21 protein-coding genes and 2 riboswitches are annotated in these 26,949 nt (G+C 36.1%); of the genes, 14 read left to right on the top strand and 7 right to left on the bottom strand.

Annotated elements, in window-relative coordinates; translation table 11 throughout:
- Window positions 1-51 precede the first annotated feature (51 nt).
- The 5 genes from FEZ13_RS13950 to FEZ13_RS13930 form a co-directional block, all read right to left on the bottom strand.
- Window positions 52-1,005, bottom strand: a complete 954-nt coding sequence (locus tag FEZ13_RS13950) for a metal ABC transporter substrate-binding protein (RefSeq protein WP_186725929.1) — start codon at window positions 1,003-1,005, stop codon at window positions 52-54.
- Window positions 1,002-1,844 carry a metal ABC transporter permease gene (locus FEZ13_RS13945; protein ID WP_146547708.1) on the bottom strand — a complete coding sequence of 281 codons (843 nt, stop codon included), beginning with the start codon at window positions 1,842-1,844 and terminating at the stop codon, window positions 1,002-1,004. Before FEZ13_RS13945 ends, FEZ13_RS13950 begins: the two co-directional genes overlap by 4 nt.
- Complete coding sequence (locus FEZ13_RS13940; RefSeq protein WP_146553189.1) at window positions 1,826-2,569, bottom strand: metal ABC transporter ATP-binding protein; 744 nt, start codon at window positions 2,567-2,569, stop codon at window positions 1,826-1,828. The genes FEZ13_RS13945 and FEZ13_RS13940 overlap by 19 nt, the downstream gene beginning before the upstream one ends.
- 777 nt (window positions 2,570-3,346) lie before the next feature.
- Window positions 3,347-3,544 carry a YgaP family membrane protein gene (locus FEZ13_RS13935; protein WP_146553188.1) on the bottom strand — a complete coding sequence of 66 codons (198 nt, stop codon included), beginning with the start codon at window positions 3,542-3,544 and terminating at the stop codon, window positions 3,347-3,349.
- A gap of 76 nt (window positions 3,545-3,620) precedes the next feature.
- The gene (locus FEZ13_RS13930) at window positions 3,621-4,265 is read right to left on the bottom strand and encodes a Crp/Fnr family transcriptional regulator (protein ID WP_255473180.1); all 645 of its coding nucleotides are present in this window, start codon (window positions 4,263-4,265) and stop codon (window positions 3,621-3,623) included.
- A 730-nt stretch (window positions 4,266-4,995) separates the two neighbouring features.
- Here FEZ13_RS13930 and FEZ13_RS13925 point away from each other — a divergent pair.
- The 3 genes from FEZ13_RS13925 to FEZ13_RS13915 are packed head-to-tail and all read left to right on the top strand — an operon-like array spanning window position 4,996 to window position 7,508.
- The gene (locus tag FEZ13_RS13925) at window positions 4,996-6,018 is read left to right on the top strand and encodes a methionine ABC transporter ATP-binding protein (RefSeq protein ID WP_146547712.1); all 1,023 of its coding nucleotides are present in this window, start codon (window positions 4,996-4,998) and stop codon (window positions 6,016-6,018) included.
- Window positions 6,015-6,668 (top strand): methionine ABC transporter permease, encoded by a 654-nt coding sequence (locus tag FEZ13_RS13920; protein WP_146547713.1) that lies wholly within the window; start codon window positions 6,015-6,017, stop codon window positions 6,666-6,668. The genes FEZ13_RS13925 and FEZ13_RS13920 overlap by 4 nt, the downstream gene beginning before the upstream one ends.
- A gap of 12 nt (window positions 6,669-6,680) precedes the next feature.
- Complete coding sequence (locus FEZ13_RS13915) at window positions 6,681-7,508, top strand: MetQ/NlpA family ABC transporter substrate-binding protein (RefSeq protein ID WP_146553186.1); 828 nt, start codon at window positions 6,681-6,683, stop codon at window positions 7,506-7,508.
- Between the two features lie 400 nt (window positions 7,509-7,908).
- Here FEZ13_RS13915 and FEZ13_RS13910 read toward each other — a convergent pair whose 3' ends face one another.
- Window positions 7,909-9,099: a M20 metallopeptidase family protein gene (locus FEZ13_RS13910; protein WP_146553185.1), complete on the bottom strand. Its 1,191-nt coding sequence runs from the start codon at window positions 9,097-9,099 to the stop codon at window positions 7,909-7,911.
- Between the two features lie 342 nt (window positions 9,100-9,441).
- On the opposite strand from FEZ13_RS13910, the gene FEZ13_RS13905 reads away from it, so the two are divergent.
- A complete protein-coding gene (locus tag FEZ13_RS13905) occupies window positions 9,442-9,963 on the top strand; it encodes a GNAT family N-acetyltransferase (RefSeq protein WP_146553184.1) in 522 nt (173 codons plus the stop codon).
- A gap of 256 nt (window positions 9,964-10,219) precedes the next feature.
- Here the strand turns inward: FEZ13_RS13905 and FEZ13_RS13900 are convergent, their stop codons facing one another.
- On the bottom strand, window positions 10,220-11,383 hold the full coding sequence (locus FEZ13_RS13900) for an acyl-CoA dehydrogenase family protein (RefSeq protein ID WP_146553183.1): 1,164 nt from the start codon (window positions 11,381-11,383) through the stop codon (window positions 10,220-10,222).
- A 189-nt stretch (window positions 11,384-11,572) separates the two neighbouring features.
- Here FEZ13_RS13900 and FEZ13_RS13895 point away from each other — a divergent pair, with 189 nt between their 5' ends.
- From FEZ13_RS13895 to atzF, 10 genes are all read left to right on the top strand, one after another.
- A complete protein-coding gene (locus FEZ13_RS13895; protein WP_146553182.1) occupies window positions 11,573-12,328 on the top strand; it encodes an amino acid ABC transporter ATP-binding protein in 756 nt (251 codons plus the stop codon).
- 24 nt (window positions 12,329-12,352) lie between these two features.
- A complete protein-coding gene (locus FEZ13_RS13890; protein WP_146553181.1) occupies window positions 12,353-13,222 on the top strand; it encodes a transporter substrate-binding domain-containing protein in 870 nt (289 codons plus the stop codon).
- A gap of 30 nt (window positions 13,223-13,252) precedes the next feature.
- A complete protein-coding gene (locus FEZ13_RS13885) occupies window positions 13,253-13,954 on the top strand; it encodes an amino acid ABC transporter permease (RefSeq protein ID WP_146553180.1) in 702 nt (233 codons plus the stop codon).
- 12 nt (window positions 13,955-13,966) lie between these two features.
- Window positions 13,967-14,689, top strand: a complete 723-nt coding sequence (locus FEZ13_RS13880; RefSeq protein ID WP_146553179.1) for an amino acid ABC transporter permease — start codon at window positions 13,967-13,969, stop codon at window positions 14,687-14,689.
- A gap of 546 nt (window positions 14,690-15,235) precedes the next feature.
- Window positions 15,236-17,551, top strand: a complete 2,316-nt coding sequence (gene helD, locus FEZ13_RS13875) for an RNA polymerase recycling motor HelD (RefSeq protein ID WP_146553178.1) — start codon at window positions 15,236-15,238, stop codon at window positions 17,549-17,551.
- Window positions 17,552-18,042: 491 nt separating this feature from the next.
- Window positions 18,043-18,146, top strand: a riboswitch (guanidine-I (ykkC/yxkD leader).
- A gap of 55 nt (window positions 18,147-18,201) precedes the next feature.
- Window positions 18,202-19,560 (top strand): APC family permease, encoded by a 1,359-nt coding sequence (locus FEZ13_RS13870; protein ID WP_146553177.1) that lies wholly within the window; start codon window positions 18,202-18,204, stop codon window positions 19,558-19,560.
- A gap of 116 nt (window positions 19,561-19,676) precedes the next feature.
- Window positions 19,677-19,793: riboswitch (guanidine-I (ykkC/yxkD leader) on the top strand.
- A 41-nt stretch (window positions 19,794-19,834) separates the two neighbouring features.
- Complete coding sequence (locus FEZ13_RS13865; RefSeq protein ID WP_146553176.1) at window positions 19,835-20,572, top strand: urea amidolyase associated protein UAAP1; 738 nt, start codon at window positions 19,835-19,837, stop codon at window positions 20,570-20,572.
- The gene (locus tag FEZ13_RS13860; RefSeq protein WP_146553175.1) at window positions 20,572-21,222 is read left to right on the top strand and encodes an urea amidolyase associated protein UAAP2; all 651 of its coding nucleotides are present in this window, start codon (window positions 20,572-20,574) and stop codon (window positions 21,220-21,222) included. Before FEZ13_RS13865 ends, FEZ13_RS13860 begins: the two co-directional genes overlap by 1 nt.
- Before the next feature lie 223 nt (window positions 21,223-21,445).
- Window positions 21,446-25,105, top strand: coding sequence for an urea carboxylase (gene uca, locus FEZ13_RS13855; RefSeq protein ID WP_146553174.1), 3,660 nt, complete (start codon window positions 21,446-21,448; stop codon window positions 25,103-25,105).
- Window positions 25,065-26,810 carry an allophanate hydrolase gene (atzF, locus tag FEZ13_RS13850; protein WP_146553173.1) on the top strand — a complete coding sequence of 582 codons (1,746 nt, stop codon included), beginning with the start codon at window positions 25,065-25,067 and terminating at the stop codon, window positions 26,808-26,810. The genes uca and atzF overlap by 41 nt, the downstream gene beginning before the upstream one ends.
- Window positions 26,811-26,949 lie beyond the last annotated feature (139 nt).

The following is a 26,949-nucleotide window of genomic DNA, read 5'->3' as shown; positions in this document are numbered from 1 at the left end:
TGTTTGTATTTTTTATCTGAATTTTACATTATGAAATTGATTCATCTATACTTATTTTGCTAAACCTTTGTAAATATGATCTAAATTCCATTTCATCATAGAGTAATAGCTATCGCCATCATTCCCTTTTTCTGCAATGGAGTCTGTAAAGATTTTTGCATAGATTGGAATGTCAGTGTCTTTCGCTACCATCTTCATTGGTCGGTCGTCTACACTACTTTCGACGAATAGTGATTGGACATCTGTTTTCTTTAATTTATCTACAAGATTTTTGATTTGATCGGGTGTTCCTTCTTCTTCCGTATTGATTTCCCAGATATAAGCAGATGGTACATGATAGGCTTTTGAAAAATATTTGAAGCACCCTTCACTTGTGACGATCATTTTCTTACTATCAGGGATGGAGTCAAATTTTCCTTTTGCGGTATTGTCTAACTCAGTCAGTTTTGCAACGTACTCTTTCAAATTTTTCTTGTAAAATTCTTTGTTATCAGGGTCCTTTTCCGATAAATATTTTTCGATATTTTGTGCATAGATCATACCGTTTTCTAAATTCAACCAAGCATGTGGATCCTCTTTTCCTTCCTCGCCTTTTCCTTCTAAATGTAATGCCTCTACACCTTCACTTACAGCATAATAATCTTTGTTTTCTTTTTTATTGGCATTTTCCATTAATTTTGTGAACCATGCATTTCCGCCTGTTTCAAGATTAAGACCATTAAAGAAGATCAGGTCTGCGTCAGTTGATTTTTGGATATCCTCAGGAAGCGGCTCATATTCATGTGGGTCTTTTCCGACTGGTACAATACTGTGTAGGTTAATCTTATCTCCTGCAATGTTTCTAGTCATATCCCAAAGAATTGAATTTGTGACAACAACGTTTAACTTCTCGTTTTTGGATGAATCATTCGCACTTTTCCCATCTTTTGTTCCACATCCAGCTAATAGAAAAAGTGCGGTCATAACGATACTAACGAAAAATGTAGATTTTTTGAATATACTCATACACTTAAAACCTTCTTTCTTAAAATTTGTTGTTTTGGAGAGATAAAGAAACTGATCAAAAATACGATGGCTGATGTAATCACAATGCTTGAGCCAGCCGCAATGTTAAATGAATAACCGATAAATAATCCTATGACAGATGTAGCTCCTCCTAATAAGGATGATAGGAGAATCATTGAACTTAAACGTTTTGTATATAAATAAGCAGTAGCTGCTGGTGTAATAAGCATGGCAACGATTAAAATAGTCCCTACGCTCTGCATAGCAGTAACAGAAACAAGTGTTAGTAAAATCATCAATAAATAGTGGTATGCGTTGACGTTCATGCCAAATGCTTTTGCCATCATAGGATCAAATGATGTAATCAATAGTTGTTTGAAGAAAATAGCGATAATGGCAAGAACGAGAACTGAAATACCAATTGTTAGCCACTTATCAAAATCTTGTACGGCCAATACGTTCCCAAACAGAATATGGAATAAGTCGGTCGAACTGTTGGCAACACCAATCAGTATGACCCCTAATGCTAGGAACGAACTAAAGGTAATCCCAATAGCGGTATCATTTTTGATCGTACTGTTATTCGAGATAAAGGTGATGATAATAGAGGCCAGTAATCCGAAAGCAATGGCACCTATAAAAAAGTTCATCCCCAAAATATAAGAAACAGCAACACCGGGTAATACGGCATGTGAAATGGCATCTCCCATTAACGACATACCTCTTAAAATGATGAAACATCCAACTGCACCAGAGACAATTCCAATGACCGTCGCTGTGACAAGTGCATTTTGGAGAAAGTGATACTCTATTAACCCATCTATAAATTTGGTAAACATTGTTTTTCACTGCCTTTCACAATAATGGAGCTGCCATAAGCTCTAATTAGATTTTCTTCTGTGAATACATCTTTTGTAGCGCCGCAAGCGATCAGGCGTTTATCGATAATCACGAGTTGATCGAAGTACTGTTCAACTTTGCTCAAATCATGATGAACAATCATAATTGTTTTCCCTAGATTTCTAAAACCATAAAGAATATTCATAATGATCTTTTCACTGGTTGCATCGATGCCAACAAATGGTTCATCTAAAAAAATCAAATCTGCACGTTGGATCAGCGTTCGAGCGATTAAAACCCTCTGAAATTGCCCTCCAGATAACTCTCCAATTTGCTTGTTTTTGTACTCCAGCATTCGAACTTTTTCCAATGCTACATCTACTTGTTTCCAATCGGCTGTACTAATTTTTTGAAACACTTTTTTGGAGGGATAGAGACCTAAAGAAACACATTCCTTCACGGTGATCGGAAAGGTGTAATCGATAGCGCTCTTTTGTTCAACATAGGCAATTTTTTTCTGTACTTTTTTAAGAGGAGAATTATTGTAAAAAGTTTCTCCCTGACTGGGAATCAATTTTAAAATTCCCTTGATCATCGTTGATTTTCCTGCACCATTTGGTCCAAGGATTCCCACTAAAGATGGTTGATCAATACGAAAAGATACATCATCGACTGCATTGGATAAACCGTCATATGTAACGGTGATATTTTTGACTTCTAACATTCGTATTACCTCCTAATAATCGTATTTTTAATCATTTAAAGACATACTCAGATGATAAATTCCTTGGAATGATTTAAGTGATGGCAAAGATAGAAGCAACTCCTAGGAATTATGAAATTTTCTAAACAAGCTCCTTTTTAAAATAGTTTTAGTAATAGTCACGATGTAAGTAAGGTACAGATATTTACTTTCTTTAAAGACAAAAAGTTTCTTTCGTACTTTACTTTTTCTTTTATAAAATAAAGTTTCCTTTAGGAAAGTTAAGGATAGTGTACTATTAATCTTTTTATTTGTAAAGGGATTATTGATAACTATTATCATGTAATATTATTTAATTTTATCCATTATAATACATATCACAAACGGATAAGATGAAGTAAATATGAGGTTTTCACGACCATAATCCATATAGTTCCTGATCTTGTCCGGATCAGCACATCTGAAATTTCGTACTTCCTTTGAAGGACAATATATTTTGCTGTTAGGTAGGAATAGATATTTTTTGAGGAGAATTGGCGGCAGACCTGTGCACATGAAACAGTGAGAATTCTGCTACAAGGCACAAGTAATAAACAGGGGATCAATTGTCTGTAAAAGACCGATTCGTTTTCAAGAATACACATTGCAGAATTCAGTCTGAAGCTTCATTTTATAGTTAGATGGTCAGCGGAGGATAGTAATTTTGCGATCTATGTGGTAAATATATAAAAACATGTACGGAATGACTCTTGTTATAAAAAAATAAGAAGCACCAGATAGGCACTTCTTAATCCTTCATTATTTTTTATTTGAACAGGTATTTATTCCGAATAGAGTATATAATGGGCAAAATTTAATGAATGCTGTAAGCAAAAGAACGATACCTACTAAACCAATGTACTTCCATCCACCATCTAAAATGAAAAATAAAGATAGTACAATAAGACCTAACACAATCCTTACAATCCGATCGGTTGTTCCCACATTTGCTTTCAAAGTAAACAACTCCTTTATTTTTTCTACCTTTATCATAGATAAAAAAGCTGTTTTCTTCAGTGACTTAGTCACATTGTCAATAACTAGACAATTTTTCTTCCAAACCTGAGCGGTGCATGATTTTCACTTTGCCGCGCGAAAGCTGGATCAATCCATCTCGTTCAAATCCCTTAAGAAGCCTGCTGATGACCTCTCGCACTGATCCAAGTTGAGAGGCTAATTCTTCATGTGTGATTTCGATAATATCTTCATCATTTTTACTGTGTCTTAACAAATATTCGATTAACCGTTCATCCATCTTGTGAAAAACAATCTCATCGACCAGTGTCATCACTTCAAGTAGTCGTGCTGCTAGTAGTTTATAAATATATTGTTGAAATTCAGGATTGATAGTCATCAACTCTTTGAACTGTTGAACAGATAATAAGATGGCTTCTGCATCTTCTTCTACAACGGCTGTTGCAGGATAAGAAATATTAGCCAATACACTGGAAATCGTTAAAATACACGAATCTCCACTGCCTAACCGATATAACACAATCTCTCTCCCATTTTTTCCAATCTTAGATATACGGATGGAACCGCTTAACAAAAAGGCAACTGTTCCACATTCATCTCCTTCATTGAAAATAACCGTATCTTTTGGAATGGTTTTCTGAATAAATGCGATTGTAGGACTTTCAAAAAACGGAAAAAACTGATGCACTTTTAAAATATCCAAACAGATCCCTCCTTTATCTCACATTAATAGGTAGCAAGATTCTCACACAAGATGTGAAGTCATTGAAAAAGGTCAATTCATCTCCAAAAACATAATAAAAATAGCTGGCTTGGTTTATAAAATGAAAGAAAAGATAAATATTTATAGCGATATTATGGTTCTTAACGACCTCCACCAAGATGAGAGAAAAAACGATGGAGAGTTGGGTTTAATTGCCACTGAGATCATTGGTTCAACTAAGTAGTAGATGAAGTTGGTCCTCTTATTTTATCTTAAACTAGATTTGAGCGAAATGATCGTAATTTGTAATCTTTTATGTTTAATGGGATTGGGAGGGAGTGTATTGTAAATAGATTGATAGATGTCATGAACTACAATCACTTATGTTTTTAATATATTTGACTCAAATTTTAAAAAATCAAGACTTTTTAGTTGCAATTTTTAAAAGAATGGTTGAATAAGCTATTGATTTACGAAAATATAATTGCTATAATTTATTTCATTAATTCATAGTTAAATGATAAGAAATATATTTATAATAGTGTTAGAGTTTCTACAGCTATTTTAAGTAATATTTAGCATTTAAAATAGAGCATCGAACATATTGACTATTCATAAGTATAGATGGTCAAGCCTGTAAAAGCCGATTGGTTCAACTAATACACAGTGGAGGATAAAGAAAATCTCAACTGTATGGAGTTTCACTTTATTCTCTTCGGAGGGATACATCTTGATAGAATTTGATCATATCGTAAAAGAGTTTCATCAAAAGAAAAAGACAATCATAGCATTAAATGATGTTTCCCTGAAGGTTGAAAAAGGAGATATATTTGGTGTTATTGGTTATAGTGGTGCGGGGAAAAGTACATTGATTCGCTTAGTGAATGGTTTGGAAGAGCCATCATCGGGAAAAGTTATTGTTGATGGTCAAGATATACAACAGCTTAAACCAAATGAAAAGAATTTAAATAAGAAAAAAATTAGTATGGTTTTTCAGCATTTTAACTTATTGGAATCAAAAACGGTTTTTGATAATGTTGCCCTACCATTAAAATTGAAAAACGACAGCAGAGAAAAGATTAAAGAAAAAGTAATAGAAATGCTCTCCTTTGTCGGATTAGAAGACAAGCAAAAAAATTATCCTAGTCAACTATCAGGAGGTCAAAAACAACGTGTCGGCATAGCGAGAGCTCTTGTCACAAATCCTGAGATTTTATTGTGCGATGAGGCAACATCCGCACTAGATCCTAAAACGACAACTTCTATTTTACAGCTTTTAAAAAGAGTCAACGAACAATTTAAAATTACCATTTTATTAATAACACACGAGATGGAAGTTATTCGTGATCTATGTCATAAAGTAGCCGTAATGGAAAATGGGCAAATAATCGAAAAAGGAAATGTCATAGATGTTTTTGGTACGCCTCAACAGCCAACAACAAAGGACTTTGTAAAAACTGTTATTCCCAATAGTATTCCAAAAAATATTGTTGAGAATTTACGAAATAGTCCCAAAGCTTATCAATTATTAAGATTAAAATTTTTAGGTAACAATACATCTGATTCTTTATTGTATAAAATCAACCAGAAATTCAATATTGAAAATAATATTGTATTTGCTAATGTAACGGAATTACAAGGCACAACATTAGGAATTTTTACAATTGCCTTTTATACAGATGAACAGGGGATTAAGAGGATAAAAGAGTTTATTCAAAGCCATAATGTAATTGTTGAGGAGGCGAGTATATGAACCAAGTTACACCTGATATCATATGGCAAGCCATTATCGAAACCGCTTATATGGTTTCAGTATCATTGTTAATTGGTACATTGTTAGGATTACCACTCGCTTTATTGCTGGTATTAACAAGACCAAATGGTATTAAAGAAAATAAATTTTTCTATGCCATTTTAAATACGATCATTAATATTATTCGTTCTCTGCCATTCATTATTTTACTGGTAGCTATTGTTCCATTTACAAGATTGATTGTAGGAAAGACATATGGGACGGAAGCTGCTATTGTACCCTTGATTATATATATTGCACCTTTTATTGCCCGATTAGTAGAGACTTCTCTATTAGAGGTCAACCCTGGAATAATTGAATTAGCCAAGTCTCTTGGTGCAAAGCCATTACAAATTGTCCGGTATTTTCTAGTACCAGAGGCATTAGCCTCAATTATTTTAACACTAACAACAGCTACAATTGGTTTGATTGGGGCGACCGCAATGGCAGGAACAGTAGGTGGAGGAGGTATTGGTAACCTAGCTATTTCATATGGTTATCAACGCTTTAATACAGTCGTTATCATTTTGACAGTCGTGATTTTGATCGTGATTGTACAAATTATACAAAGCTTTGGAAATTTCTTAGCTAAAAAAATTAGACATCAATAAGGAGACTCATTTATGAAAAAACTAGTTGCAGCATTTTTAACATTGTCTTTAGTAGTTTTTCTAGCTGCTTGTGGCAACAACAGCTCGGATAAAGGGGAGGAAAGTAAAGAAACCAAAACAATTAAAGTTGGTACTTCACCAGGTCCTTATAGTGAATTATTTTTAGACGTGGTAAAACCAATTCTAGAAAAACAAGGTTTTAAAGTAAAACAAACTGAATTTACAGATCTGCAACAAGCAGACGTAGCATTAGCAGATGGTGGTGTTGACTTAAATGTGGATCAACATACCGCTTATATGAATAATTTTAATAAAGAAAGTGGTTCAAAACTAGTATCTTTAACACCAATCCCAACTGTACCAGCAGCGCTATTCCCAGGTAAAAAAGCATCTTTAGATGATGTAAAAAAGGGTGATGTTGTTGCGATCCCACAAGATCCTTCAAATGCAGCACGCGCATATGCTATATTGCAAAAAGCTGGTTGGATTAAAATCAAAGATGGTGTAGATCCAATTAATGCGACAGCTAAAGATATTGTTGAAAATAAAAATAATTTAGAGATTAAAGAAATGGATTCTGCTCAAATCCCTCGTATACTACAAGATATCGATTATGGTGTAATACCAGGAAGTATTGTATATTCTTCTGGCATTGATGCGACAAAATCATTATTACAAGAAGATGTTGTAAAAGACTATGAATTAGTTGCCGTAGTAGACGAAAAGAACAAAGATACAAAATGGGCAAAAGCAGTAAAAGATGCTTATAATTCAAAAGAATTTAAAGATTATATAGATAAACATAATAAAGACAATTACTGGTTTATCCCACAACCATAGTAAGTGTCGCCATATTAAAAAGAGGTGCAACTAAATGAATTGCACCTCTTTTTTGTGTTCTTATATAATGCTTATTCAATATTAAGCATTCTTTCCTAAGCAGTTTCATTATGATAGAAGGAATAATTACATAGTGATGACTTTGCAGATTCATTATGGAAAGGGATTCGCACAGATCAATTCATATCTTTGTAAAATCTAATAAGAATAGATTTGAGGGAAGTTCCTCTTAATGCATTGCATTAACGGATCAAGCCTCTCAATTTAAGACGCAAGTAACAAGCTGAGGATAAGCGAGGAATCTATGGTTTGTAAAGGCTCGAATGGCTCAACCAACATCCAGTGGGGATGAAGAAACCCCCACTGGATGAAGTTTCACTTTCTCTAAATCTATGTTGCATTATTTTTCAATATCAATTAAGTAATGATTAATAATACTTAAAAAAGTAGCTCCAATATTAAGTAATGCTTTTTCATCAAAATCAAAATTAGGGTGGTGATGTGGAAATTGAGTAGCTGGATCGTCATTATGTGCGCCAACATGGAAATAAGCACCTGGACGCTTTTGTAAATAATAAGCAAAGTCTTCTGCACCGAGCACTGCTTGTTTATGGATAAAGGAATCTTGTCCAAATTGCTTTTTGATTAAGTTTTCGACAAGTCTCGTTTCTTTTTCAGGGTTGATCAGTACAGGGTAGCCGTGTAAATATTCTAAATCATAATCAACATGATTAGCTATTTTTAGTCCCTCTAAAATAGCGCGAATTTCCTCCTCGATTTGCACACGAACATCTTTATTCAACGCACGAACGGTACCCTCTAATTCTGCTGTATCTGCAATGACGTTAAATGCATTTCCTGCATGTATACTGCCAACAGTTACAACGGCCGCCTCTGTTGGGTTGATGCGACGACTGACAATTTGTTGTAGCTGTTGAACGAGTTGAGTAATAGCAACGATTGAATCTTTTGTTTCATGTGGTCTTGCACCATGTCCACCTTTGCCCAAAATCGTGACTTTAAATGCATCGACAGAAGCCATTGAGGCCCCAGCACGAGTTGCAAGTTTACCAATCGGAAATTCAGTCGCTAAATGTGCCCCAAAAACATAGTCAACGTCATTTAAAACGCCATCCTCAATCATAAATTTTGCTCCACCAGGTGGTTTCTCCTCAGCATGTTGGAAAATGACTTTGACCGTCCCATGTAAATATTCTTTATGTTTTTGTAGGACTTTACTGACTGCAAGTAGGGAAGCAGTATGCCCATCATGTCCACATGCATGCATAATACCAGATACTGTTGATTTATAAGGAACATCTTTTTGATCGTGGATAGGAAGTGCATCGAAATCAGCTCGTAATGCAATGGTTTTTCCGGGATGCTCACCATGGATAATACCAACTACTCCACGGCCTCCAATATTTTCTTGTACCTCAATATCATATTCTCGTAGATGCGTCGCGATAAACTGGGGTGTTTCCTTTTCTTCAAATGATAATTCAGGATGTTGATGTAGATAACGACGATTCTGAACGATTTCATCGAATTGGTTATGTAAATCATCAACTAAATCATTTAAATAAGTCATCAAAGTCACTTCTTTCTTAAAACATAGTAATTTTATAGGTTTTATTTAGATTCTACTTTATAATCCTGTTAAAATCAATGAAAATTTAAATAGATAAATTAGGGCGAAATTACTTAGATCTTTCCTAAATCATAGTGTAGTTTTTGTCAGAGCAAATAAAATTGAAAAAAGGAGTGAATAACGACGCCAAGAGAGCGAATAAAGTCTGCAAAATAGGCTGAGATATTTTTACTTGGAGGTGTCTAATAGTAGTTGGAATTTTCTGATTGTTAAATAATGTAAAATAATTATTATCAAGAAAAGGTCAATAATAAAAAATAATAAGGACAGGGTGTGCATGGAGTGGGAATTAGAAGAGCGAATATTGAGGATGCAGATGGTATTGCTAAAGCTCACGTTGATAGTTGGAAAACGACTTATAAGGGAATAATTCCAGATGATTTTTTAAATGGTTTATCTTATGAAGATAGAACAGAACTTTGGAAACAAAACATAATTAGAGAAGACAATTATGTAATTATAGTTGAAAATGTACAAGGAAAAATCGTTGGTTTTGCTGATGCGTGGAAAAGAGAAACAAACATTGAAGAAAACACATGTGATTTAACCTCAATCTATTTGTTAGAGGAATATCAAGGAATAGGTATTGGAAGAGCCTTAATGAAAGAATTATTCATTCATTTTAAAAAAATGGGTTATTCAAAGATTTTCGTCGACGTTTTAGAAGATAATAAAACAAAATATTCTTATGAATATTATGGTGCGAAATTTATAAAAAATGTTCAGATAAAAATTGGCGGAAAAGTATTAGATGAATCCAAATATGAATGGCATTCCGTCGATGATGTACTTGCGAAACTGTAAATATGACTGTAGATTGAGAAGAAGTTTAATAATTTGTAATTCAAATAAAGTGATATATTTGTGAAATATTACTATCGTTCAACTATTTAGCAATTCAATAGAAATGAAAGAAAATAAAAATGTACGCCACTAAATTGAATTTAGTCATGTACATTTTTATAATATCTGTAACATTATAAACAAGTTATCGTGTAATAAACGATCAAGTATTTTAGTAATCTATTTCATCCACTTGTAGAGACGGACCTCAACATTTTTAATGTGCTTCTCCAAGTGCTCGTTTTGCTAGCTTGGCAATCGTCATATCATCCATCGGTGGATTATGAAGACCAGCGCGAACATCTCGGTAATAACGACTTAATGGGTTGCTTGTTTGCAAGCTTTTAGCACCTACAATCCGCATAGCAAGGTCGACAATTTCAATGGCGCTGTTGACAACGATATATTTCGCTGCACCTAATTCATCTGTAATCGTTGCATGGGTAGCGGGATCCTCGAACTTACTTGCCACGCTATATAGAAAATGACGCGCATTCAGTAATTTTAATTCGATTAATCCAATTTTTTCTTGTACATGCGGTAGTTCAGCTATAGGGCCAGGCAAACTGTTTGGTGAATAAGTGTTTGCAAAATGCAGTGCGTAATCGCGAGCTGCCTGTGCAATACCTAAATAGACGGCAGGAATATGCAATACCCAGCCATTAACGTTGTTGCCTCGTGGACCATCATTTATTTCTACTAATGCATCTTTGGGCAAGACGATATGATCTAGCACTAGATCGTGGCTTGCCGTACCACGCATGGATAGTACATCCCAATTTTCTTCGATTGAAACTCCCTCTGTATGACTAGGAATTAAAAAGAAGCCAACTGTATTTTTTTCTTCGATCCAAGCAGCCGTTAAAAAGTGTGTTAGTGCATAAGAAAGTGTCGTAAAGCTTTTTCGCCCAGTAATATGCCATTTACCATCAATGAGTTCGGCATTTGTGCCGGGACGTCCACCTCGTGTAGGGCTTCCTGTAATCGCTTCACTAACGGCACGATTCACAAGTGCATGGTCATTGACAATTTCTTTTGCAAATTGCTTCAAATGTTCTTCAGACCATATTTTTTTTTCATAAATTTCTCCTACCACGCTAAGTTGCCAGCCGATAGCAAGAGCGGTCGCACCGTCAAAGCTTGCAAGAGTTTCCTGAAAAAGAATCATGTCGTAAATACCGAAGCCTTTACCGCCGTATTCTTTTGGTAGGGTTAATTGATTGTATTGGATGGATGATAAATCTTTGAAATTATCTAAAGGAAATGTGTTTTCACGATCGGCATATTCTCCACGTTGTTGGATGGCTTCTTTTAATGAATTTAATTGATCGATAACATGTTGCTGTTCACTGTTTTGAATAAAATTTTTTAGTACACTCATTCTACAGCCCCTCAATCCTTAGTTTTTATATAAGAATTATAATACAAGTAATTGTGTAAAAAATCTATAAATGTGACGAAAAAGGAAAACAAAACATACTTTACAGGTATGAATTGTTGCGTTAGATTATCGTTATATTTAAAAAAAATAAAACTTTTATATAAATGCTTTAGGGGGGTGGCTTGCATCATGATTAAACTGAATGGTATATATAAGAAATTTAAAGATCACGAAGTATTAAAGGGGATTGATTTAAAAGTTAAAAAGGGAGATGTTTTAACGATTATTGGTCCATCAGGTTCAGGAAAAACGACATTTTTACGTTGTATTAATTTTTTGGAGAAGCCTGATCATGGGACGATTCAAATTGGAGAAAAACTCGTTATTGATGCACATAAACCTTCAAAACGTGATATTCTCCAACTTCGCAGGCAAACAGCGATGGTTTTTCAAAATTACAATCTATTTCAAAATAAAACAGTGCTTGAAAATATAACGGAGGGTCTAATCGTTTCACAGAAGAAAAAGAAGAGTGAAGCGATTCAAATAGCGGAAAGCCTTCTAAAAAAGGTAGGTTTATCTGAAAAAAGAGATGAATTTCCATCTAGTTTATCTGGTGGACAACAGCAACGCGTTGGAATAGCGCGAGCCTTAGCATTAAATCCAGATGTCATTTTGTTTGATGAACCTACTTCCGCACTCGATCCGGAGATGGTTGGCGAGGTGCTAACTTTGATGAAGAAAATTGCACGCGAAGGGATTACGATGATTATCGTAACACATGAAATTGATTTTGCTCGTGAAGTGTCTAATCATGTGGTCTTCATGGAAGGTGGTCATATCGTAGAAGAGGGGACGCCGGAAGAAGTCATCCTTCATCCAACAAAAGAAAGAACGAAGCAGTTTTTGCGTCGATTAAATAAAGAACCGGAATTTGTAATATAACATTTAGTTAGGGAGATGAATAGCATGAAATTAAAAAAATTAGGTATATTGGTAGCGGCGTTTGGGTTGACAGCGAGTTTATTAGCAGCATGTGGCTCTTCAAGTTCTTCAGATGGCGCTGAGAAAGAGAAAAATGGTAAAGAGATTGTGAAAGTAGCATTGAGCGATGAAGTAAATCCTCCATTTTTATATACAGATGACAATAACAAAGCAGTTGGCTATGACATTGATTATTTAAACGAAATTGAGAAAAAATTAGGAGAAAAATATGAATTTAAATACCAATTTGGTGAAGAGGAAAGTAATTTAATAGGTGTTAGTACAAATAAATTCGACTTCGCGATCAACTGGTTCTTTAAAAATCCAGAACGTGAAGCAAAATTCTTATATGGTGATCCAGAGTATGGTTACTCACTTACAGCGCTTATTACACGTAAAGATACAAACGATATTAAAACCTTTGAAGATCTTAAAGGTAAAAAATTAGCACCAATGGCACCAAGCGGCGGTTTACGAACCATCTTAAATAATTATAATGAACAACATCCTGATAAAGCGGTAAAGATCGAAACAATCGAACAACCATCCAATGCGGATAATTTAAAAGGTCTTGCTGAAGGAAAATATGATGCCGTATTTCTAAACGTTTCAACATTTAATACAGTACAAAAAGAGTTGAATTTAGATATTAAAGTTGGTGGGATCATTTCAAAGGAACCTATTTATATCGTCTATAACAAAAAGAATGAAAAAATACAAAAAGATATCAACGAAGCAACAAAGGAACTTCAAGAAGACGGTACATTATCTAAATTAGCTACAAAATGGTTCGATGTCGACATCTTTAAAGATTTAGATTATATCAATCAAAAACAATATAAGTTTGGAAACTAGTTTCATCAATTATCAAGAAGGGAGCAGCATATGGATTCTTCTATACATGAGTGGGGAACGTTGTTTCAACAAGTGCTATCGCGACTACCATTAACATTATTAATGTTAGTCGCTTCACTAATGGTGGGATTATTCCTTGGTACCTTGATTGCCGTAATACGTATTCGCAAAATACCTGTATTGCATCAACTAATAGCGATCTTTATTTCATTTTCACGTTGTACACCTCTTCTCGTTCAGTTATTCCTAATCTATTTTGGTTTGCCACAATTATTATCAGCGTTTGGGATCTATATTAATGATGTTGCACCATTGATCTTTGCAATCGCTACATTTTCGCTACATATTTCCGCTTATTTAGCAGAGGTTATTCGTTCAGCATATATTGCGGTGGGAGAAGATCAGCTAGAGGCTTGCTATAGCGTTGGAATGACCTATTCGCAGGCTCTTCGTCGTGTGATTTTGCCGCAAGCGTTTGTTTTGGCTTTACCCAATATGGGCAATACGATCATTGAGTTGTTAAAAGATACAGTGCTTGCTTTTACTATTGGTGTGGTAGATATCATGGGGCAAGTCCGGATCATTATAGGGAATAACTATGGTTTAGGTATGTTCCAAGTGTATGTAGTCATTTCCATTGTGTATTGGGGAACATGCGCTTTCATTGAAGTGATTATTCATCAATTAGAGAAGCACTTTAAAAAAGGACGTATAAATGTAGCGAAATCTTAGGGGAGGAACGACATGACAGTTTTTAACATACAATTTGCGATCGAGCATTTTCCTGAGGTTTTGAAAGGCGTACCCATTACATTATCGATCGCGGCGGTATCCATCATCATTGGTTCTGTTATTGGGTTAGGACTAGCTTTAACGCGTGTTTATAAAGTCCCTTTTCTTCAGCAGCTAACAATTGTCTATGTATCTTTTATTCGGGGGACCCCGTTGCTCGTACAATTATATGTATTTTTCTATGGCGTACCAGAATTACTGGATTGGGTGAACAAAACATTCACAACAACGTGGAATGCGGACAATATTTCGCCCATGTGGTATGCGTTTATGGTTTATTCCATGAATGCAGCTGCTTATACAACGGAAATTTTTAGAGCAGCTATCAATTCAATTGCGGTTGGACAAATGGAAGCGTGCCATAGTGTAGGAATGACGACTTGGCAAGGTTTGAGAAGAGTCATCTTCCCACAAATGTTTGAAATGGCATTGCCGAATATGGGGAATATCTTTATCAACCTGATCAAATCAACTTCACTTGCTTTTGCGGTAAAAGTAGTTGAAATTATGGCAATTTCCAAAATGATTGCGAACCAAGGCTACAACTTCTTAGAAATGTATTCCGTTGCGGCGATTATCTATTGGATTATTTGTTTACTCCTAGAACTTCTATTCTACTATTTAGAAAAAAATGTAGGCAAACATAGAAGAAAAACAGCTGCTGTAGCCAATTAAAAATGTTGATGGTAGTTGAAGGATACTAACACTTAGTATTGAATCATCTAAATATATAAAAAGAAGAATGCATTTAATGGATTTCCATTTAACATGCATTCTTCTTTTCAAAGAGGTATAAAATTTATCCTATTCAATATCGTATGATATAACTAAATTTTCTTTAGAGATTATTAATTTTTTACAGGTGCATTGATTAGGAAGAAATTAGAGGATATATTTGACATAATCCTCAAAAAACATGTATTTTTAGCTCCACTATGTAGATTGGAGCGGAGGTTTGCTCGAGTCCTCGAAAATACATGCGCATTTCCTCCATGCGATGTCGATTCAATGAAGTCAATTCAATGTCCCACAGGAAAGCGAGCAATCCGTAGCGGAACTCAACGAATTCTTCCTGTTTTTTATGGACGAAATTGGATAATCAACACATTATTTTTCTATATATATTATACCATATTTGTAAATTGATTAATAGACTGTTCATTTCCCGCCACGGGCACTATGATGTAGAATACAAGCCAAAACTAAAGGGGTGCACATGGGATGGAATATATGAATAATCATTTCAGTGAAGAACATTATTTGGATCATTGTTTAGAAGTACTTCATCATGAGCTTGAACGATTGGAACGGAATTCTAGTCTCTACAGAACTCAAGTCATCGGTTTGAAAAAGAACTTTTGGGAAGATGTGAAAGTTAATGTAGATTCTGCAGAAGACGCCTTGGAAACATCTATCAGTATCAAGCAGCAGGCAGAGTTACTGTCTGAACGTGAAAGAAATGATGAACGCATAAAAAAACGAATCCATTTGTTAACACGCTTAACCGATTCCCCTTATTTTGCACGAATCGATTTTTTACAGCGTGGACAAAAAAACCCTTTGAAAGTCTATATAGGCATTTCTACATTAATGGATGAAAAAGAGGATCATATACTCATCTATGATTGGCGGGCTCCTATTTCAAGTATGTTTTATGATGCGCTACCTGGTGCTGCAAGCTACGATTCCATAGATGGAACGATTCATGGTGAAATGTTATTAAAACGGCAATTTATCATAAAGAACGGTAAATTGCACACTATGTTTGATACAGGAATAGCTATTGAAGATACGATTTTAAAAGAGATGCTTAGTCAAAATGCGAGTGAACATATGCGCACGATTGTTACAACGATTCAAAAGGAGCAAAATAAAATCGTTCGTCATATGAAAACCCCTTATGTAATCGTTGATGGTGTAGCGGGAAGCGGAAAAACTGCTGTTGCATTGCAGAGAGTCACTTATTTATTGTACCGATATCGAGATCAGCTAACAGCAGATCAAATTTTACTGATTTCTCCTAATCAATTGTTTAATCGTTATATCAATAATGTATTACCAGATTTAGGGGAAGAAAATATGCAACAGTTAACTTTCTGGGAATATATAGAAAAGAATATAGGGAGTCAATATGAATTAGAACACCCCTATCAGCAGTTAGAAACGATGTTATCTGAGCAAAATGAACAAATTTATAGAAATAGATTACAAATGATCACTTATAAAGCAAGTCTTCATTTTCAACATCTTTTAGATGCCTATGTCTCATTGCTTTCAGAACAAGGTATGCAATTTAAAAATATTATTTTTCGTGGTGAAAAACTAATCAGTGCGGAGCAGATCAAACATTATTTTTATTCACTTGATCGTACTATATCCATTCCAAATCGTTTACAGCTTGTGAAAGAATGGTTATTAAAGGAGATTGTGAAAAAAGAAAAAATAGAGAGAACAAAAGAATGGGTGGAAGAAAAAAGCGATTTATTAGACATAGAAGATTATACAAAGACGTACAGAGAATTGTTGCAGGAAGGGAAATTTACAGAAAACTCCTTTGATGATTTTGAACAAGAACGCGCAAAGTTAGCCATTCAAATTGTAAAAAAACATTTCAAACCCATAAAGCAAGCGATCCAACGTTTAAAATTTGTAAATGTCTTTCGATTGTACAGTCAATTATTTCAGCTCAATGAAAGCATGCAACAAAAGTTACCATGTGATTTTCCTGAAAATTGGGAGATGATTTGCAGGGAATCGAGCATTTCATTAAAAAAACGTAATATTTTGTATGAAGATGCTACACCATTTTTATATTTGCAGGATAAAATTGAAGGAAAACGTATAAATCCATATATCCGCCATGTTGTCATCGATGAAGCACAGGATTATTCACCTTTTCAATTATATGTTTTAAAACAGTTATTTCCCTATGCACGTATGACGATTTTAGGCGATCATCATCAAACGATTCATCCGCATACATTTCAAAACCCATCCCTATTGGCACCTGAATTATATGGCAGCGGTGTTGAAAAGATGACGCTAAATAAAAGTTATCGCTCAACAAAACAAATCACACATTTAACATCTAGTATTTTACGACATAAAAAGGAAATTCAGTCATTCAATCGAGACGGAAAACGCCCAACATTGAATATTGTGTCAGACGAACACCAACTGGTTCAGCAACTAGTGAAACGCATCCAAGATTTAAAGAAAAATTATGAAACAATCGCGGTGATTTGTAAAACAGCGGAGGAATGTAAAAAAGTATATCCAAAATTACAGTACTATATGGATATAAAATTAATCGACTATCAAACGACACAATATCAAAAAAGTATTGTGTTGCTACCCGTTTATATGGCGAAAGGAATTGAATTTGATGCGGTATTGATTTGGGATGCATCTGCCACAAATTATCAAAAAGAAATGGAGAGAAATTATTTCTATACAGCATGTTCAAGGGCCATGCATGAGCTTCATATTTATGCGTTAGGAGAAATGACGAAATTCCTTGAAAATGATATCGAATAGATCTCGTGATTTCAGATTTAGCATACAGCTCCAATCTTTACACGCTCTATTTTGTTTGAATCAAGAGGAATCAATGAACAGATCCCAAAAGATTAGAGCACCCTTTTCTTTGATGTGGAAAGGTATGAAAGATTTAAGTCTGCTTTCTGCTTTTTTAAGAAAAAATGATTAATGATCCCAGTATGTAAAATCTTGTATTGATAAGAATCGGCTGGAGCGTATAAAGATTTCAACGATTTATAGTAATGCTTTATACCAAAAAGCTTAATATTATATAGATAGAAAGAGTTTTTGTTAGAAAATATAACATAAAAGAATAGAAATACGATTTTTTATTCGTGTTTTTATATTAAATCTATAGATGTTATTATATATGTAAAATATATGTTAGAAAATATAACATAAAGTATTGCATTTTTTATTTATATTTTTTATACTTTAGATAAGCTTTAACAAAATACTTACTTCATAATGCTGTTATGCATGATAAGTAACAAGCTTTCTAGGGTTCCGTTTAAAGATTATTTTAAAGACTGGTCCAAGAGAGAGCGTACAGTATCTACTGTATACACGGAGGGATAAAAGCCCGGGAGAATCCGAAAAGATTCTCTCGGGCTTATTTTATTTTAATTAGGAGAAAGGATGATTATATGGAAGGGCAAACAAGCCTTATAAGGTCCCTTAAAACACCGCAAGTAGTCTTTTTGGGACTTGCATGGATGACACCGATGATTTATTTTACAGTTTATGGTGTGGCATTCAATGCCGCAGATGGACAAATGACTGCAGCCTATATGGCAGCTTTTATTGCTATTTTCTTTACAGCGTATAGCTATAGCCGAATGGTGAAAGCTTATCCTATTTCTGGATCTGCTTATATTTATACGGAGAAGGCGATTCATCCTAAAGTAGGATTTTTAGTAGGATGGGCATTGATTATCGATTATGTTTTTTCGCCTATTATTGCGATATTGACATTTGGTATTTTTATGAATACGGAATTTCCTTCTATCCCGATTTATATTTGGATTATTGTGATGAATATTATTTTAGCGATTGTAAACATACTGGGCATTAAGTCAGCGGCACGAGTTAGTAGTATTTCAGTTTTATGTCAAATCGCCTTTATAGCTCTTTTTTGCATACTGACGATGAAAGACATACTTGTGAATGATGGAGTGAGCTCACTCTTTTCACTGACACCCTTTTTTAATATTGAAAATGGTTCGATAAGTTCTATTTTTTCAGGTGCCTCATTAATATGTTTTTGCTTCTTAGGATTTGATGCTGTTACAACGATGGCAGAAGAAACAATTGATCCACAAAAAACAATTCCAAAAGCCATTTTCTATATTATTTTTATAGCGGCGCTTATGTATATGGCTATTTCGTATTTAACAGCAATTGCCTACCCAGATTTTACGTTCCAAAACCCGGACAATGCGGCTTATAGTCTAGTTCAATTAATTGGAGGTAACTTGCTCAGCTCGTTATTTATTTTAGTGCTGATCATTGCCACTTTTACGCAAGGATTATCCTCTATGACAAGTGTGAGCCGATTCTTCTATGCATTAGGGAAAGAATCGATTTTACCGAAAAAATTTTTTACGACATTGCATCCTAAGTTTAAGACTCCTGTTGCCAATATCATTTTTGTAGCAGTGATTTCCCTTTCAGCTGTTGCTATCAATTTAGATACGGCCGTTTTATTTGTTAGTTTTGGTGCTTTAACAGCATTCGTATTCGTGAATCTATGCGTTATTGCTCAGTTTTATATTAGAGAAAAAAGGCGTTCTGCAAAAGATACGCTATTGTATTTAATTTTTCCGTTGATCGGTGTTGCTTTTATCGGTTGGCTACTAACGCTACTTGACAAATACACATTAAAAGTTGGCATTACTTGGATCATTATAGGCTTTGTTTATCTATTTATAAGGAAGAAGTGGCTGCAAGCTAAAACACCGATTGCAGTATCTCAAAATATAGAAAAAAAGAAATATGTTAGATAAAGTAACATATGATAGTTGACTTTATTGGACAAGCATTGTATAGTATTAATATACTGAATATTGGGAATATTTTTTATATTTAGGTTGAATAAAGGTTTCTACAAATAAGTTAGAAACAAAAAGTTCTCTAGGGTTCCGTTTAAAGAAAGGAAATCTTTAAAGGCTGGTCCGAGAGAGAACGTACAACGATATGTTCAAAGTTGTATTCACGGAAGGATAAAAGCCTGGGAGATGATGTCTCCTGGGCTTTTACTATTTTTAAGGAGGAAAAAATATGCAAAAAACAACTTCAATTTTCAGCAAAACGATCCCGGCAGGTGGGAAATGGTCGAGCTACATTCAAAGAGGAAAGAATATTCGATTTACAGCATTAGCAGATGATGCCAATGTTTCTCTCCTCTTCTATAATGCAGATGATCTAGCAGAGCGTTACAATATGCCGGATTCCTTAAAGGCACAATATACGGCTTTTTTAACAAAGGGCAATGTATTAATGAGTGATAATGGCCGAGTATTAGCTAGCTTTGTGGAGGACTCTGTTGGTTGGCATGACACGATTTCGGGATATAGTACAAAACAGCATATCGAGGAAAAGTATGGTCGAACGACATACCAAGAAATGCGGAATGATTGGTATCGAAACGGTGAAGATAATTTGCTGATTGAATTAGTTCGTAATGGCTTGAAGGTAAATGATTTATCTCCCGTCGTCAATTTATTTTCCAAAGTATACTGCGACGATGAAGGAAACATGCATTTTGTTGAAGGGCATGCGAAGAAAGGAGATACTGTAACATTGCGAACAGAGATGGATGTTTTGCTTATATTGTCCAATACACCACATCCTTTTGATACCAAGAACACGTATCCATCCACTCCAATAGAAATAACGATAACAGATGCAGAGCCTATTCAATCAGATGATATTTGTTTGAATTATCGTGACGAGAATCGTCGTGCATTTGAAAATACATGGGAATATTTAATGCTTACTAAAGGGGGACATCAATAATGACTGTATTAAATTATGTAGAGAGCAATCGTAAAGCAGAAGATGCTATTTATAACCAAAAGCTATTAGCAGGAGAAGGTTGGTTGTATACAATCGAGCCTGGACAAGTTCTTCGAATTCTTGATTTAGAGGGAAATCAAGCAGTAGATACACTCTTTTTTGATGGCGATCATCCTTCTGATCATTATAGTGCTGTGAATACGATTCAACGTCAAAAGAATATTTACTTATCAACAGGTTCTGTGCTTGTTTCAGAATCAAGGAAAGAATTAGTCGAAATCATTGCTGATACATGTGGACGCCATGATACACTTGGTGGTTCTTGCTCGGCACAAAGTAATACAGTTCGTTATTCACATGATACATTGCCAATGCATAATTGTCGGGATACCTATATGTTGCAGTTAGCGAAATATGGAGAGAATCTTACAAAGAGAGATCTATCGCCCAATGTCAATTTTTTTATGAATGTTCCAGTGACACCAGATGGCGGCTTGAAATTTGATGACGGTGTTTCGTCACCGGGTAAATATGTGGAGATGAAGGCGATTCATCGTACAACTGTATTAATCAGTAATTGTCCCCAACTAAATAATCCATGTAATGCTTATAATCCAACTCCTATACAATTACTGATTTGGGACAGATAAAATGAAATTCCATCAGTGGGGGTTTTCTTCATCCTCCACTGAAGTAGAGGAACTCAGGCTAAAAGCGCCACGTCCTGTGGCAACACCTGAGGGACCAACATCTTGTTGGCCCGAACCAATCGGACTTTTACGGGCAGTTGATCTCCCATCTATCTTTTTCGTTTCTCTCTAAATCGGGGGTCTACTGCCCGTTAAAGCGGGATAAATTAAAGGGGTGTTTGATATGTTTAAAAAGGTTTTAATTGCAAATCGCGGAGCAATCGCCACAAGAATTGTAAGAACATTACGAAAAATGGATATTTACTCTATTGTCGTTTATACAAAAGCAGACCAAGATAGTCTATATGTTGATTTAGCTGATGAAGCAGTTTTGATTGGAGAAGGGACTGCAAAAGACAGTTATTTAAATGCGGATCTTATTTTGAAAACAGCGCTCGATACAGGTGCAGAAGCAATTCATCCAGGATATGGCTTTTTAAGCGAAAATGCCGATTTTGCTCGAGCTTGTCAAGAAAAGGGAATTGTTTTTATTGGCCCTACTCCAGAACAGATCGAGTTATTTGGTTTAAAACATTCGGCACGTAAGATCGCAACAAAGGCAAATGTCCCTCTTTTACCTGGTACGCCACTCATTCAAAATGTAGAGAGCGCGGTTACTGAGGCCAAACGAATTGGCTATCCTGTCATGCTAAAAAGTACAGCAGGCGGCGGTGGCATAGGGATGCGTATTTGTATGTATGAAACGGCCCTACGTGAAGCTTATGAATCGGTTTGTCATTTAGCAGAGAAGAATTTTAATAATGGTGGTGTTTTTCTCGAAAAATATATTGCCAATGCACGTCATATAGAAGTACAGATTTTCGGTACAGCAAATGGTGAGGTCGTGGCACTTGGAGAGCGAGATTGTTCTGTACAACGTCGCAATCAAAAAGTAGTGGAGGAGAGCCCTGCACCATTACTAAAACCATCTGTACGAGAAAATATGTTAGAGGCTGCTAAACGTTTAGCAAAAGAAGTGGGCTATCGTAGTGCTGGGACAATTGAATACTTATATGATCCAATGACTGAGCATTTCTATTTTCTGGAGGTCAACACACGTTTACAAGTAGAGCATGGAGTAACGGAGGAAGTGCTTGGTATCGATCTAGTAGAATGGATGCTAAAGGAAGCAGCTGATGAACTGCATGGATTAGAGACGTTATATTTCAAGCCAAAGGGTCATAGCATTCAAGCACGTGTTTATGCAGAGGATTGTTTGAATAATTTCCAACCAAGTGTAGGAATTATTGACCAAGTTCATTTACCAGAAAATGCACGAGTTGAAACGTGGGTTCGTGATGGCATTACAGTTACCTCTTTTTATGATCCAATGCTTGCGAAAATCATCGTTCACGCGGCAACAAGAGAAGAAGCGATTCAAAAACTAAGCAATGCTCTTAAAGATACTAGATTCTACGGTATTACGACAAACTTGCAGTATCTTGAGGCACTTTTGAAAGAAAAAAATTATAAATCAGGACATGTTTATACAAAAATGCTGAATGGTTTTGCGCCGGACGAAAGTGCAATAGAAGTAATAGATGGCGGTATTCAAACAACTGTACAAGACTTTCCCGGACGCATCGGACATTGGGACGTTGGGGTGCCACCGTGTGGACCTATGGATGCTTTTTCATTTCGTATGGGCAATCAGTTGCTAGGCAATAAAGAAAATGCAGCTGGCCTTGAGTTTACCCTTCGAGGAGGCGCCTATAAATTTCGAACGGATATGTCTATTTGCTTAACAGGTGCGGATATGGAAGCCAAAATAGATGAAGAGACTGCACCGATGTATCAGGTTATTCATGTTAAACGTGATCAAGTATTATCATTTGGAGAAGCAAAACAAGGAATGCGAACGTATTTGCTTGTTGCTGGTGGATTAGATGTACCACTGTATCTTGAAAGTGCCTCAACTTTTACGTTAGGCGGTTTTGGCGGACACGGTGGTCGAGCACTGCGAACAGGTGATATTTTACGCATCCATACAAATCATACAGCTGTATTTACAGAACTTCCTAAACCATATCAACCTGTTTTTACAAATGAATGGACGATTGGTGTTATGGCAGGGCCCCATTGTACGGAGGAATATTTACTACCTGAATATTTGAACCAGCTAACAGAAACGAGCTGGGAAGTTCACTTTAATAGCTCTCGAACAGGCGTCCGTTTGATCGGTCCTACGCCTCCTTGGACACGTGAGGATGGTGGGGAGGCAGGCTTGCATCCATCGAATATCCACGATAATGCCTATGCGATTGGAACGCTAGATTTAACAGGTGATATGCCTATTTTATTGGGGCCAGATGGTCCAAGTCTAGGAGGCTTTGTATGTCCAGTTACAACAGTTTCTGCTGAATTATGGAAAATTGGACAGCTGCATGCAGGAGATCATATTCAATTTCGTATTTTAACATTAGAAGAAGCTGATGATCTACGCCAATCGCAGGAAAAATTTTTAGAGGAGGTAGGTCAGCATAATGATGATTTCGTAAGGCTTCCTCAGTTTTCAAAGGAATCTAAACCTTTTTCAACGAATGCACCTATTCTTGTTCAATGTACGGCCGGCCGTTTTCCTATGTGTATTCGTGCAGATGGGGATGAGAATATTTTAATCGAATATGGTGATATGGAATTAGATTTGCTGCTACGATTCCAAGTGCATGCATTAATGGAAGCTATTCAATCACAGAAGGATCTTCCTATTATTGATATGACGCCAGGTATTCGTTCATTACAAATTCATATTGATGCAACAAAAATGTCTATTTCAGCATTATGTAAAATCATTCAGGAATTAAACAAACATTTACCTTCTCTTGAAGAGATGGAGGTGCCATCACGTATTGTTCGATTACCACTTTCATGGGATGATCCTGCAACACAATTAGCCATTGAACGTTATCAAAAAAATGTTCGACCAGATGCACCATGGTGTCCAAGTAATTTAGAGTTTATCCGCCGTGCTAATGGGTTGGATGGTATTGCAGATGTGAAAAAAATCGTTTTTGATGCAAATTATTTAGTCCTTGGACTTGGGGATGTTTATCTTGGAGCACCTGTTGCAACGCCTATCGATCCGCGTCACCGCCTTGTCACAACAAAGTATAATCCGGCACGTACATGGACGCCTGAAAACGCCGTCGGAATCGGCGGAGCATATATGTGTGTATATGGTATGGAGGGTCCTGGAGGCTATCAATTTGTTGGTCGAACGGTTCAAATGTGGAATCGTTTGCGTGAAACGATCAGTTTTCGATCAGGGAAACCGTGGCTTCTGCGATTCTTCGATCAAATTCAATTTTATCCAGTAGCAGCAGACGAGTTACTGGAACTGCGCGAAAAATTTTTACGAGGTCAATTTAATGTAGAAATTCAGGAAACGACTTTTAAAGTGAAAGATTATATCTTATTTTTAGAAACGATCAAAGAGAGTGCTACTGAATTTAAAACGACACAACAAAGTGCTTTTGAGGCTGAACGTGAAAGATGGCACACACTTGGTCTTGATGAATATGTTTCAGAACATGAAACGATAGAAATAGTGGAGGAACAATTGCCAGAGGGAGCGGAAGCAGTACGTAGCGCTTTGCCAGGGAGTGTATGGAAAGTATTAGTTTGTCCTGGGGATGAAGTGAAAAAAGGAGATCCACTTATTATTGAAGAAAGTATGAAAATGGAATTTCCGCAATATGCACCATTTGATGGTTGGGTAAATAGTGTATATGTATCCTCAGGTGAAGAAGTACAAGCAGGACAACTAATAGTTGCTTTATCAAAGGGAAAAAGGGGTGTGGACCATGCAAACGATGAATCTGCTGCAAAAATTGTCAATCACTGAATTGAAGGAAAAATATCGATCATTAGAAGTAACACCAGAATATATAATAGAGGAAATTCTTAAACGTACGGAACAGTATCAAGATTATCATATTTGGATTACGCCTCCTACAAAAGAAGCGATTCAGCCTTATTTGGAACATTTAAAGGATATGGATCCTCAACAAGCACCACTTTGGGGAATTCCATTTGCTATTAAAGACAATATTGATTTGCAAGGTGTTCCAACGACTGCCGGATGCCCGATGTTTGCGTACACACCCTCTGATCATGCAACTGTCGTGCAACGTTTAGTCGATGCTGGAGCCATTCCTATTGGTAAAACCAATTTAGACCAATTTGCAACGGGCCTTGTTGGAACGAGAAGTCCTTATGGCGAGACGAAAAATGCTCTAAATCCTGATTTAATTAGCGGAGGCTCTAGCTCGGGATCGGCTGTTGCGGTAGCATGCGGACTAGCTTCTTTTGCCCTCGGTACAGATACAGCGGGCTCTGGTCGTGTACCAGCGGCACTCAACCGTCTTGTGGGCTACAAGTCTAGTTTAGGCGCATGGCCAGTAAAAGGTGTCGTGCCAGCGTGTGCTAGTTTAGATTGCGTTTCTGTATTTACCCATGAGTTGTCAGATGCCATGCTTATAGATGAAGTCGTTCGGGGGTTTGAAGCATCCGATCCGTGGTCAAAACAAGTAACACGTCACAGAGATGCACTTCCTGAAAAAATCTATATCTTAGAGAAGCCACTGACTTTTTATGGTCCATTTGCTGATCAATATAAGGCAGCTTGGGCAGCTACCATTGAGCGAATCCAACAGTTCAATATTCCGATTGAATATATAGATGGCAGCTATTTATCAGAAGCGGCAGCTATTTTATACGATGGGCCATGGGTAGCAGAGCGTTGGGCTGATTTGGGTGAATTTGTTACAGCTAATAAGGCAGCGGTTTTTCCTGTCACGGAAACAGTACTAGAGTCAGCTACAAAGTCTGGGTACGATGCAGCTTCTGTGTTTAACGCTATACATCGACTGCAAGCATTGAAACAAAGAGCGCACCAGCAATTACAAAATGCAGTTTTAATCATGCCTACAGCTGGAGGAACATGGACTAGAGAAGAGGTGAGGAAAGACCCAATCGATACAAATAGTTTAATGGGTCTATACACAAACCACTGTAATCTTTTAGACTTATGTGCCATAGCACTCCCAGGAGAAGATATAGAACAAAATTTACCGTTTGGGATCACTTTATTTTCAAGTAGCATAAATGAGCATTTAATAAGTGGTTTAGCCAATGCCTTGGTGTATGGAAAATATCCCGAAAAACAAAGGAAAACCGTATTATTAGCAGTATGCGGTCTTCATATGCGAGGATTCGAACTTGAAAGTCAAATGCTTGAACATGGGGCAGTATTTGTACGTCAAACAAAAAGTGCACCTGTATACAGGATGATAAAATTGCCTTCAGACCCTCCGAAACCTGGATTAATACGATCTAACAATAAGCAGGGTACCGCTATTGAATTAGAACTTTGGAAAATGCCTATTGAAAAAGTAGGACATTTTATGACAAATATTCCTGCTCCATTAGGAATCGGAAAAGTGCTGTTGGAAGACGAATCGGAAGTATTAGGATTCATCTGTGAGGCCAATGCTTTAGAAATAGGAGAAGATATTTCCTATACTGGCGGCTGGCGTTATTTAAAATAATGAAATAGCTCGTGCTTAGTGAATGGAGTGTCATTCAGTATGGGAAGACTACTGAAAAAGTTAACTGTTGTGGTTATTAAAAATTAAAAAAGATGAACTTTCATTAATAAAAACGGAGTATAGTTTTTCAGTAGTCTTG

It is taken from the genome of Rummeliibacillus sp. SL167 (assembly GCF_007896505.1).
In the GTDB taxonomy this organism is placed as follows: domain Bacteria; phylum Bacillota; class Bacilli; order Bacillales_A; family Planococcaceae; genus Rummeliibacillus; species Rummeliibacillus suwonensis.
Note: the sequence above shows the minus strand (reverse complement) of the source record. Positions and strands in the feature narration are given on the sequence as shown.

Bases quoted from the DNA above. Each gene is read 5' to 3' on its own strand.
- FEZ13_RS13950 (WP_186725929.1), bottom strand. From the start codon at position 1,005: ATGAGTATATTCAAAAAATCTACATTTTTCGTTAGTATCGTTATGACC.
- FEZ13_RS13945 (WP_146547708.1), bottom strand. From the start codon at position 1,844: ATGTTTACCAAATTTATAGATGGGTTAATAGAGTATCACTTTCTCCAA.
- FEZ13_RS13940 (WP_146553189.1), bottom strand. From the start codon at position 2,569: ATGTTAGAAGTCAAAAATATCACCGTTACATATGACGGTTTATCCAAT.
- FEZ13_RS13920 (WP_146547713.1), top strand. From the start codon at position 6,015: ATGAACCAAGTTACACCTGATATCATATGGCAAGCCATTATCGAAACC.
- FEZ13_RS13915 (WP_146553186.1), top strand. From the start codon at position 6,681: ATGAAAAAACTAGTTGCAGCATTTTTAACATTGTCTTTAGTAGTTTTT.
- FEZ13_RS13910 (WP_146553185.1), bottom strand. From the start codon at position 9,099: ATGACTTATTTAAATGATTTAGTTGATGATTTACATAACCAATTCGAT.
- FEZ13_RS13900 (WP_146553183.1), bottom strand. From the start codon at position 11,383: ATGAGTGTACTAAAAAATTTTATTCAAAACAGTGAACAGCAACATGTT.
- FEZ13_RS13895 (WP_146553182.1), top strand. From the start codon at position 11,573: ATGATTAAACTGAATGGTATATATAAGAAATTTAAAGATCACGAAGTA.
- FEZ13_RS13890 (WP_146553181.1), top strand. From the start codon at position 12,353: ATGAAATTAAAAAAATTAGGTATATTGGTAGCGGCGTTTGGGTTGACA.
- FEZ13_RS13885 (WP_146553180.1), top strand. From the start codon at position 13,253: ATGGATTCTTCTATACATGAGTGGGGAACGTTGTTTCAACAAGTGCTA.
- FEZ13_RS13880 (WP_146553179.1), top strand. From the start codon at position 13,967: ATGACAGTTTTTAACATACAATTTGCGATCGAGCATTTTCCTGAGGTT.
- helD (WP_146553178.1), top strand. From the start codon at position 15,236: ATGGAATATATGAATAATCATTTCAGTGAAGAACATTATTTGGATCAT.
- FEZ13_RS13870 (WP_146553177.1), top strand. From the start codon at position 18,202: ATGGAAGGGCAAACAAGCCTTATAAGGTCCCTTAAAACACCGCAAGTA.
- FEZ13_RS13865 (WP_146553176.1), top strand. From the start codon at position 19,835: ATGCAAAAAACAACTTCAATTTTCAGCAAAACGATCCCGGCAGGTGGG.
- FEZ13_RS13860 (WP_146553175.1), top strand. From the start codon at position 20,572: ATGACTGTATTAAATTATGTAGAGAGCAATCGTAAAGCAGAAGATGCT.
- uca (WP_146553174.1), top strand. From the start codon at position 21,446: ATGTTTAAAAAGGTTTTAATTGCAAATCGCGGAGCAATCGCCACAAGA.
- atzF (WP_146553173.1), top strand. From the start codon at position 25,065: ATGCAAACGATGAATCTGCTGCAAAAATTGTCAATCACTGAATTGAAG.